Source organism: Amycolatopsis sp. NPDC104863 (assembly GCF_055582965.1).
The window spans coordinates 275,835-286,843 of record NZ_JBVJOW010000007.1; the positions used below are offsets into that span (position 1 = coordinate 275,835).

At 74.3% G+C, this 11,009-nt stretch carries 1 protein-coding gene and 1 pseudogene; both read left to right on the forward strand.

Going from position 1 to position 11,009, the window contains the following annotated elements; translation table 11 throughout:
- Window positions 1-92: 92 nt before the first annotated feature.
- Window positions 93-5,561: pseudogene (locus ACZ63J_RS34750) on the forward strand (type I polyketide synthase); the annotation flags it as partial.
- A 71-nt stretch (window positions 5,562-5,632) separates the two neighbouring features.
- Window positions 5,633-11,008 carry a type I polyketide synthase gene (locus ACZ63J_RS34755; protein ID WP_465399188.1) on the forward strand — a complete coding sequence of 1,792 codons (5,376 nt, stop codon included), beginning with the start codon at window positions 5,633-5,635 and terminating at the stop codon, window positions 11,006-11,008.
- Window position 11,009 lies beyond the last annotated feature (1 nt).

Consider the following 11,009-nt stretch of genomic DNA (forward strand, 5'->3'; position numbering starts at 1 on the left):
GGGTTGTCGGCGCGAGGGCCGGTCCATAGCGTGGAAATTGGAATTCGCGGTCGTCGAACCGCCCGCCTGCGCCGAATGAGGTCGAAGCTGAAATGGCTGATGTCGAGAAGCTCCGCGAATACCTCCGCCTGGTCACCGCTGATCTGCAGCAGACCCGTCAGCGCGTGCGTGAGCTCGAGGACCACGATCCGATCGCCGTGGTCGGCATGGGCTGCCGCTACCCCGGCGGGGTCGACGGCCCGGACGCGCTCTGGCGGCTCGTCACCGACGAGGCCGACGCCATCGGCGGCTTCCCCGAGGACCGCGGCTGGGACCACGAAGCGATCTTCGACCCCGAGCCCGCCAAGCCCGGCAAGACCTACGTCCGCTCCGGCGGTTACCTGCGTGGCGCCGACCAGTTCGACGCCGAGTTCTTCGGCATCTCGCCGCGCGAAGCCGTCGTCATGGACCCGCAGCAGCGGCAGCTCCTGGAAGTGTCCTGGGAGGCCATCGAGCACGCCGGCATCAACCCGCGCTCGCTGCGCGGCAGCCGGACCGGGGTGTTCATCGGCGGCTGGTCCGACGACTACACCGCCGCCGCCCGCGGGGTGTCCGAAGAGTACGAGGGGTACCTGTTCACCGGCAGCGCGGCCAGCGTCATCTCCGGCCGGGTCGCCTACACGTTCGGCCTGGAAGGGCCCGCGGTCACCGTCGACACCGCCTGCTCGTCCTCGCTCGTCTCCCTGCACCTCGCGGCCCGCGCGCTGCGCAGCGGCGAGTGCACCCTCGCGCTCGCGGGCGGCGTCACCATCATGTCCACCCCGCAGGGCCAGATCGAGATCAGCCAGCAGCGCGCGCTGGCCCCGGACGGCCGCTGCAAGGCGTTCGGCGACGGCGCCGACGGCTTCGGCGCGTCCGAAGGGGTCGGCGTTGTGGTCCTGGAGCGGCTTTCCGAGGCCCGCCGCAACGGCCACGAGGTGCTCGCGGTCGTCCGCGGCTCCGCGACCAACCAGGACGGCGCGAGCAGCGGCCTGAGCGCCCCGAACGGCCCGTCGCAGCAGCGCGTGATCCTCGCCGCGCTGCAGGACGCGCGGCTGTCCGCCGCCGACGTCGACGTGGTCGAGGCGCACGGCACCGGCACCTCGCTGGGCGACCCGATCGAGGCCGACGCGCTGATCGCCGTGTACGGCAAGGACCGCGCCGCCGGCCGTCCGCTGTGGCTGGGGTCGCTGAAGTCCAACATCGGGCACTCCGCCGCGGCCGCGGGTGTCGGCGGTGTGATCAAGATGGTGCAGGCACTGCGCGCGGGCGTGCTGCCCAAGACGCTGCACGCCTCGACGCCGTCGTCCCGGATCGCCTGGGACGGCAGCGGGGTCGAGCTGCTGCAGGAAGCCCGTCCGTGGGAGTCGGACGCGCCTCGCCGCGCGGGCGTCTCGTCGTTCGGGATCAGCGGCACCAACGCGCACGTCATCCTGGAGCAGGCGCCGGAAGCGGAGGTCGGGGAGCGTGCCGGGGTACCGGCCGGCGCGGTCCCGGTCGCGCTGTCCGGCCGCACCCCGGAGGCGGTGCGGGACCAGGCCGCCCGGCTGCGTGCGCACGTGCTGGAGCACCCGGAGCTGGCCCTCGCCGACCTCGGGTTCTCCCTGCTCAGCCGCACGGAGTTCGCACACCGCGGCGCCGTGGTCGCGAGCGACCGTGACGAGCTGCTGGCCGGGCTGGCGGACCTGCCGCTGACCGGTTCGGGCTCGGGTGGGCCGAGCCGGGTGCTGATGGTCTTCCCCGGCCAGGGCTCGCAGTGGGTCCACATGGGACTCGAGCTCGCCGTCCTGGAACCGGTGTTCGCCGCGCGGCTGCGGGAGTGTGACGCGGCGTTGTCGGAGTTCGTCGACTGGTCGTTGTTCGACAAGCTCGCCGACGAGTCCGCGCTGGGTCAGGTCGACGTCGTCCAGCCGCTGTTGTGGGCGGTCATGGTGTCGCTCGCGGCCCTGTGGCGTTCGTACGGTGTCGAGCCTGCCGGGGTGGTGGGTCACTCCCAGGGTGAGATCGCCGCGGCGACTGTTTCAGGTGCGTTATCCCTTGGTGATGGCGCTAGGGTGGTTGCCCTTCGCGCGAGGGCATTGCGGGCGTTAGAGGGTCTAGGCGGGATGTCGTCGATCCTCGTGTCCGCCGAACGCGCGGCCGAGCTGATCGAGCCGTGGGGCGACAAGCTGGCCGTCGCGGCGGTGAACGGCCCGGCGCAGGTCATCGTGTCCGGCGACGTCACCGCGCTCGACGAACTGGCCGTCGTCTGCGAGAACGAGGGTGCCCACTACCGCCGCATCGGCGTGTCGTACGCCTCGCACCACCCGCAGGTGGGGCAGCTGGCCGACGTCATCCTCGAAGACCTGGAGCCGGTCGCGCCGACCGTCACCACGATCCCCTTCTACTCCACGGTTTCCGGCGCGAAGATCACCACGACGACGCTGACCGGGGACTACTGGCTGGAGAACCTCCGCAGCCAGGTCAAGTTCTTCCCGACGGTCGTCGAAGCGCTCAAGGACGGCTTCACGCACGTCCTCGAGGTCAGCCCGCACCCGGTGCTGGGCGCGCCGCTCGACGAGGCCGCCGACGGCCGGCCGGTGCTGTCGACCCTGCGCCGCGACACCGGGCAGAAGCGGTTCCGGACCGCACTGGCCGAGCTGCACCTGCACCACGGCCACGTCGACTGGACGCCGGTCTTCGCCGGAGCGCGCCGGGTTTCCCTGCCCACCTACGCCTTCCAGCACCAGCGTTACTGGCTGGAGCCGCGCCAGGGCAGCCAGGACGTCGCCACCGTCGGCCTGCGCCCGGCCGAGCACGGCCTGCTCGGCGCGGTCCTGCACGCCGCCGACACCGGCGCGACCTACCTCTCGGGCCGGCTTTCGCTCGCCGCCCAGCCGTGGCTCGCCGACCACGCCCTCGGCGACACCGTGGTGCTGGCCGGCTCCGCGATGCTGGAGATGGCCGTGCACACCGGAAGCCGCCTCGGCTGCCCGCGGGTGGACGAGCTGACCCATCACGCGCCGCTGGTCGTCCCGGGTGACGGCGCGGTGGTCGTCCAGGTCACCGTCAACGCCCCCGACGAGCGCGACGCCCGCGCGTTCACCCTCGCGTCCCGCACCGAGGACGAGGAGGAGTGGGTGGTCCACGCGACCGGCCAGCTCGCCCCGGCCGGGGCCGAGGAGGACTCCGGCGAGCTCGCGGTCTGGCCGCCGCAGAACGCGGAAACCCTTTCCCTCGAAGACTTCTACGAGACCATGGCGGACGTCGGGGTCCACGCGGGCCCGGCCTTCCAGTGTGTCGGCGCGGCCTGGCGCCGCGGCGACGACGTCTTCACGGAGCTGGCCCTGCCGCCGGACCTGCACCGCGAGGCCGGTTCGTACGTGCTGCACCCCGCGTTGCTCGACGGCGCGTTGCAGGGCGCGTGGTTCGGCGTGCTCGGTGACCCCGGGCAGGGGCGCGGCCCGTTCAGCTGGAGCGGCGTGCGCCTGCGCCGCCCGGCCGGGACGACGCTGCGCGCCCGCGTCCGCGCCGCCGGACCGGACGCGCTGTCGGTGCTGGTCGGCGACGAAACCGGCGCCGAGGTCGCCGCCGTGCGCTCGCTGGTCATGCGCCCGGTCGGGGACGGCTCCGCGCCGGTCGAGCCGCCGCTGCGGGTCGACTGGGTCGAGCACCCGGCGGTCACGCCCACGACGTCCGGGACGTTCGCGCTGCTGGGGGACGACGAGCTCAAGGTCACCGCCGCCCTCGAAGCCGCGGGCGCGCAGGGCGAGCGTCATGCCGACCTCGCCGCGCTGGCCGCCGGCCCCGTCCCCGAATACGTCTTCCTGTCGCTGCCGCCGCAGCGCGCGGCGACGTCGGCGCTGCTGGCCGAGCAGGCGCGCACCGCGACCACGACGATGCTCAAGACCGTGCAGGACTGGCTCGCCGAGCCGAACCTGCGGCACACGCGCCTCGTCGTCGTGACCTCCGGCGCCGTCCGGATCGGCGAGCAGGAGGACGTCGACCTCACGCACGTCCCGGTCTGGGGGCTGCTGCGGTCCGCGCAGGCCGAGAACCCCGAGCGGTTCGTGCTGGTGGACACCGACGGCAGCCCCGAGTCCACGGCCGTGCTGATCGAAACGCTGCTGGGCGGCGAGAACCAGTTCGCGCTCCGCGAGGGCCACGCCTCGGTGCCGCGGCTGACCCGGCTTTCGCCGCAGCAGCAGGGGGAAGCTCCGAAGTGGGACCGCGGCACGGTGCTCGTCACCGGTGGCCTCAAGGGCGTCGGCTCGCTGATCGCCAAGCACCTGGTCACCACGCACGGCGTCCGGCGGCTGCTGCTGCTCGGCCGCCGTGGCCTGGAGACCCCCGGCGCCGACGCGCTGGTGGCCGAACTGGCCGAACTGGGCGCCGAGGCGCAGGTCTGCGCCTGTGACGGCGCCGACCGGGACGCGCTGTCGGCGGCGCTCGCCACCATCCCCGGCGAGTACCCGCTGACGGCCGTCGTCCACTCCGCCGGGGTGTTCGACGACGGGCTGATCCCGGACCTCACCCCCGGCCAGGTCGAGCGGGTGTTCGCGCCGAAGGTCGACATGGCACTCAACCTCCACGAGCTGACCGCCGGGCTCGACCTCGACAGTTTTGTCCTGTTCTCGTCGTTCGCCGGGACCTTCGGCGGCGCGGGCCAGGGTCCGTACGCCGCGGCCAACCTGTTCCTCGACGCCTTCGCCGCGCACCGGGTCGCTCGCGGCCTCCCGGCGACGGCGCTGGCGTGGGGCCTGTGGGAGGAGCGCAGCGGCATGGCCGGCGCGCTCGGTGACGCGCAGCTGCAGCGCCTGGAGGGCGGCGGGCTCGTCCCGATGACCGCCGAGCACGGCGCCGCGCTGTTCGACGCCGCGTGCGCGTCCGGCGAGACCGCGCTGGTCCCGGTGCCGTTCGACCGGGCCCGGCTGCGGGCCGACGCCAAGGCGGGCGCGCTCCCGGCGATCCTGTCCGGGCTGGTGCCGGCCCCGGCACGGGCGAACGGCGAGCCCCGGACCGTGGACGCGTCCCGCTTCCGCGCCGAGCTGGCCGCACTGTCCACAGAGGACCGCGAGAAGCGGCTGCTGGAGCTGGTCCGCACGACGGCCGCGTCCGTGCTCGGGCACGCCGGGGCCGCCGAGGTCGGCGCCGAACGCGCGTTCGGCGCGCTGGGCATCGACTCGCTGACCGCGCTGGAGCTGCGCAACCGGCTCACCGCCGCGACCGGGCTGCCGCTGCCGGCGGCGCTGGTCTTCGACTACCCGAACCCCCTGGCCGTGGCCCGGCTCCTGACCGGTGAGCTGGGGGAACCGGCCGTCGAGACCGCCGTGCCGCTGCTCGCCGAGCTGGACCGGCTGGAGGCCGCGCTCACCGCGCTCACCCCCGATTCGCTGGCCGCGCTCGTCCCCGACGAGACCGCGCTCGCCCGGATCACCCACCGGGTGCAGGCGCTGCGCCCGCTGTGGGACCAGGCGCGCGGCGCGACCGCGGTGTCGCTGACCGCCGCGGCCACCGACGACGACCTGCTCGACCTGCTGGGCGACCGCTTCGGCACGGCCTGACCGCCCCCGCTTCGAACGAGGTGCAACGCATGGACAACGAGGACAAGCTCCGCCGCTACCTCAAGCGCGCGGTGGCCGACCTGGACGACGCCCAGGCGCGGCTCGCCGACGCCGAGCGGCGCGCGACCGAGCCGATCGCGATCGTCGGCCTCGGCTGCCGCTTCCCCGGCGGCGCGGACACCCCGGAGCGGTTCTGGGACCTGCTGGCCGGAGGTGTCGACACCGTCGCCGAAGTGCCCGCCGACCGCGGCTGGGACATGGACCGCCTCTACGACCCGGAGCTGAGCCGCCCGGGCACCAGCTACGTCCGCACCGGCGCGTTCCTCGACGCGGCCGGCGACTTCGACGCGGACTTCTTCGGCGTCTCCCCGAAGGAAGCGCTGACGATGGACCCGCAGCAGCGTGTGCTGCTGGAGACGTCGTGGGAGGCCATCGAGCGGGCCGGGATCGACCCGGCGTCCCTGCGCGGTGAGCGGGTCGGCGTCTTCGCGGGCACCAACGGCCAGGACTACGGAAACGTGCTGCTGCAGGCTCCCGAGGGCGAGGGTTACCTGTCCACCGGCTCGGCGGCCAGCGTCGTCTCCGGCCGGATCTCCTACACACTCGGGCTCGAAGGCCCGTCCGTCACCGTCGACACCGCGTGCTCGTCTTCGCTGGTCACCCTGCACCTCGCCGCCCAGGCGCTGCGCTCCGGCGAGTGCTCGCTGGCGCTGGCCGGCGGCGCGACCGTCGTCTGCACCACCGACCTGTTCGCCGAGTTCAGCAAGCAGGGCGGGCTGTCCCGCGACGGCCGCTGCAAGCCGTTCTCCGCGGCCGCCGACGGCTTCGGCATCGCCGAGGGCGCCGGGATGCTGCTGGTGGAACGGCTTTCCGACGCCCAGCGGCTCGGCCACCCCGTGCTCGCGGTCGTCCGCGGCTCCGCGGTCAACTCCGACGGCGCGTCCAACGGCCTCACCGCCCCCAACGGCCCGTCCCAGCAGCGCGTGATCCGGCAGGCCCTCGAAGCCGCCGGACTGTCCACTTCGGACGTCGACGCGGTGGAGGCGCACGGCACCGGCACGTCGCTCGGCGACCCGATCGAGGCCGACGCGCTCCTGGCCACCTACGGCCGGGGCCGCGACACCGACCGGCCGCTGCACCTGGGTTCGGTGAAGTCGAACGTCGGCCACACCCAGGCCGCGGCCGGGGTCGCCGGGGTGATCAAGATGGTCCTGGCCCTGCGCAACGACCTGCTGCCGGCCACCCTGCACGCCGACGAGCCGACCCCGCACGTCGAGTGGGCTTCCGGCGCCGTCTCGCTGCTCACCGAGGCCCGGCCCTGGCCGGAAGCCGGCCGCCCGCGGCGCGCGGCGGTGTCGTCGTTCGGCATCAGCGGCACCAACGCGCACGTCATCCTCGAGCAGGCGCCCGCGGCGGAGGCCACCTCGGCCGACGTCCCGGGTCCGCTGCCGCTGTCCGCCCGGTCCCCGGAAGCTCTGCGGGCCCAGGCCGGACAGGTGCTTTCGGCGCTGCGGAGTGCACGGCCCGGCGACGTCGGGTTCACGCTGGCGCGCAGCCGGGCCGGGCACGAGCACCGCGCCGTGGTGCTGGCCGATCCCGAGAACGCGCTGGCCGCGCTCGCCGCCGGGGAGCCGGACGCGAACGTCGTCACCGGGTCCACTGTGGACGGCAAGCTGGCCTTCCTCTTCTCGGGCCAGGGCGCCCAGCGGCTCGGCATGGGGCGTGAGCTGTACGCGTCTTCGGAGGTCTTCGCGACGGCGTTCGACGCGGTCCTCGCCGAGCTCGACCCCGGCCTGCGTGACGTCGTCTGGGGGGAGGACGCCGCCGCGCTCAACCGGACCGGGAACACCCAGCCGGCGTTGTTCGCGATCGAGGTCGCGCTGTTCCGGCTGGCCGAGTCGCGGGGGGTCCGGCCGGACTTCGTCGCCGGGCACTCGATCGGCGAGATCGCCGCGGCCCACGTCGCCGGGGTGCTGTCCCTGGCCGACGCGGCCCGGCTGGTCACCGCCCGCGGGCGGCTGATGGAGGCGCTTCCCGAGGGTGGCGCGATGATCGCGCTGCAGGCCACCGAGGCCGAGGTGGTCCCACTGCTCACCGGCGGCGTGTCGATCGCCGCGGTCAACGGACCGGAAGCCGTGGTGGTGTCCGGCGCCGAGGACGCGGTGGCGGCGATCGCCGCGCGGTTCGTGGAGAAGGCCCGCAAGACCAAGCGGCTGCCGGTGTCGCACGCGTTCCACTCGCCGCTCATGGACCCGATGCTGGCCGAGTTCCGCGCGGTGGTGTCCGGGCTCGCCTTCGCCCGGCCGACGATCCCGGTCGTCTCCACCCTGACCGGCGGCGACGCCGACCTCACCGAGCCGGAGTACTGGGTGCGGCACGTCCGTGAAGCCGTCCGGTTCGCCGACGGGGTTGCTGCGCTGCGCGAGGCCGGTGTCCGGACGTTCCTGGAGCTGGGCCCCGACGGCGCGCTGTCGTCGCTGGTCGAGGGCGCGGTTCCGCTGCTGCGCAAGAACCTCGACGAGCCGCGCGCGGTGCTGTCGGCGCTGGCGCGCCTGCACGTGACCGGCACCCGGCTGGACTGGGACTCGTTCTTCCCCGGCGCGCGGCTGGTGGAGCTGCCGACGTATCCGTTCGAGCACAAGCACTTCTGGCTCACGCCGGGTGAGACGGCCGGCGACGCGAGCGCGTTCGGCCAGGGCGTGGGAGCGCACCCGCTGCTGAGCGCAACCCTGACCCTGCCCGACGGCGCTTCGGTGGCCACGGGACGGCTGTCGCTGCACAGCCACCCGTGGCTGGCGGACCACGTGGTCCTGGGCACGGTGATCCTCCCGGCAACGGCGTACATCGACATGGCGCTGCACACGGGTGGCGGAGCGGAGCTGTCGGAGTTGACGCTGGCAGCGCCGCTGGTGATCCCGGAGCAGGGCGCGGTCGCGGTTCGGTTGCACGTGGGTCCGGCGGAGGAGGACGGCCGCCGCGCGTTGAGGCTGGACTCCCGCCCGGCTGACGGTGAGGACGAGTGGACCGCGCACGCCAGCGGGTTCCTCGGCGCGGAGGTGGGCGAGTCGGCCGAGCGCGGCCTGGACGCGAGCGAGCCCGCTTCCGGGACCGCTGCGATCGGATCGGCCTCGGCGGCGAGCAATCTTCCCGCCACCGCCGCGAGCGAGCCCGCCGCAGCCCTCACCGAATGGCCGCCCCCCGGCGCCGAACCCGTCGCGCTCGACGGGATCTACGACCGCATCGCCGACAGCGGCCTCACCTACGGCCCCGCCTTCCGCGGCCTCCGCCAAGCCTGGCGCCGCACCGAAGGCGACCGCACCGAGATCTTCGCCGAGGTCGCTCTCCCCGAGCACGTCCGCGCCGACGCCCCCCGCTTCGGCCTGCACCCCGCCCTGCTCGACTCCGCCCTGCACCCCGCCGTCGGCATTCCCGGGCTGCTCGCCGACGCCGCCGACGCGGGCCTGCCCTTCTCCTGGACCGGCGTCCGCCTGCACCTCGCCGGCGCCGACGCCCTCCGTGTCCGGCTGGGCGCCACCGGCACCCGCGGCCTCACCGTCGAGGTCGCCGACAGCGACGGCAACCCCGTCGCCAAAGCCGAGTCGCTCGTCTCGCGGCCGCTGTCGCCCGAACTCCTCGCCGGCGCCCGCTCCGAGAAGGACGCGCTCTTCACCGTCGACTGGCTCCCGGTCCCGAGTGCGCCCGCCCCTCGCGGCCGCGTCGCCCTGGCCACCGCCGACGACGACCCGGCCTGCGCCTTCGCCGACCTCGGCTCGTTCGCCGACCTCGCCGCCCTGCAGGCCGAGCTGGACGGCCTTCCCGCCCCCAGCATGGTCTTCACCTCTCTCCCGGTCGACGGCGCCAACGCCGCCGCGGCGCACCAGGCGGCCGAGCAGGCCCTCCACCTCGTCCAGAACTGGCTCGCCGACCCCCGGCTCGCCGACGCGCAGCTCGTCTTCGTCACCACCGGCGCGGTGAGCACAGCCCCCGGCGAAGACGTCCCGGACCGGGCCCACTCGACGGTCTGGGGCCTGGTCCGCGCCGCCCAGTCCGAGAACCCGGGCCGGTTCGTCCTGGTGGACACCGACGGCTCCGCCGCCGAACTCGCCACGGACGAGCCGCAGCTCGCGATCCGCGCGTCCCGGCTCCTGGCCCCGCGGCTCGCGAAGGCCACCGCAGAGCCGTCCGATGTGGACGGTCTGACCGGCACGGTCCTGGTCACCGGCGGCACGGGCGGCCTCGGCTCGCTCGTCGTCCGTCACCTCGTCGCGAAGTCCGATCGCCTGGTCGTCGCGTCACGCCGGGGTCCGGACGCCCCGGGCGCGGCCGAGCTGACCGAGCTCGGCGCCGAGGTCGTGGCCTGCGACGTCGCCGACCGCGCCGCCGTCGAGAACCTCGTCAAGAACACGAAGTTCACCGCCGTTGTGCACACCGCCGGCGTCCTCGACGACGGCCTGGTCACCAACCTGTCACCCGAGCAGCTCCACCGGGTCCTCGCGGCCAAGGTCGACGCGGTCGAGAACCTGCACGACCTCGTCGGCGACGTCGACGCGTTTGTCCTCTTCTCCTCGGCTTCCGGTGTCCTCGGCAGCCCCGGCCAGGCCAACTACGCGGCCGCCAACGCCTACGTCGACGCCTTGGCCCAGCACCGCCGCGCGACCGGCAAGCCCGCCCACTCGCTGGCCTGGGGCTCCTGGGAGCACACCGGTGGCGGCATGACCGGCACCCTCGACGACGACGGCCGCGGCCGCATCACCCGCAGCGGCGTCCTCCCGCTGTCGGTCGACGACGGCCTGGCGCTGCTGGACTCCAGTGTCCACAGTGCACACCCGCTGCTCGTCCCGATGCGGCTCGACCTGCCGACCCTGCGGGCGAAGGCCGGTGACGGCGTCCCCGCTCTGCTGCGCGGCCTGGTCCGGGCGCCGCGGAAGACCACCGTGGCCCAGCCGCAGCCGGTCACCCAGCGGCTCGCCGGGCTGTCCGGCGAAGAGCGTTCGAAGGCGCTGCTGGACCTCGTCCGCACGCAGGCCGCGCTCGCGCTCGGGCACAGCGGGCCGGCGGACATCGGCGCCGAGCGCGGGTTCCTCGACCTCGGCTTCGACTCGCTCACCGCGGTCGAGCTGCGCAACCAGCTCGACGCGGCCACCGGGCTGCGGCTGCCGGCGACGCTGATCTTCGACTACCCGAACCCGGCCGCGCTGGCGAAGTTCCTCGACACCGAGCTGCCCAGCGCCGAGGCCGAGGCCGGCGGAGCGCTGCGGACCGCGTTGGCCGGCCTCGAAGGCCTGCTGACGGCGGTCGACGCCGAGGAAGCCCAGCGGGCGGCCGCCCGGCTGCGGGCGCTCGCCGCCGAATGTGTCGCCCGCGTCTCCGGCGACGGCGGGAGCGAGCTGGACTCGGCGACCGCGGAAGAACTTTTCGACCTGCTCGACAACGAGCTGGAAAGCTAGG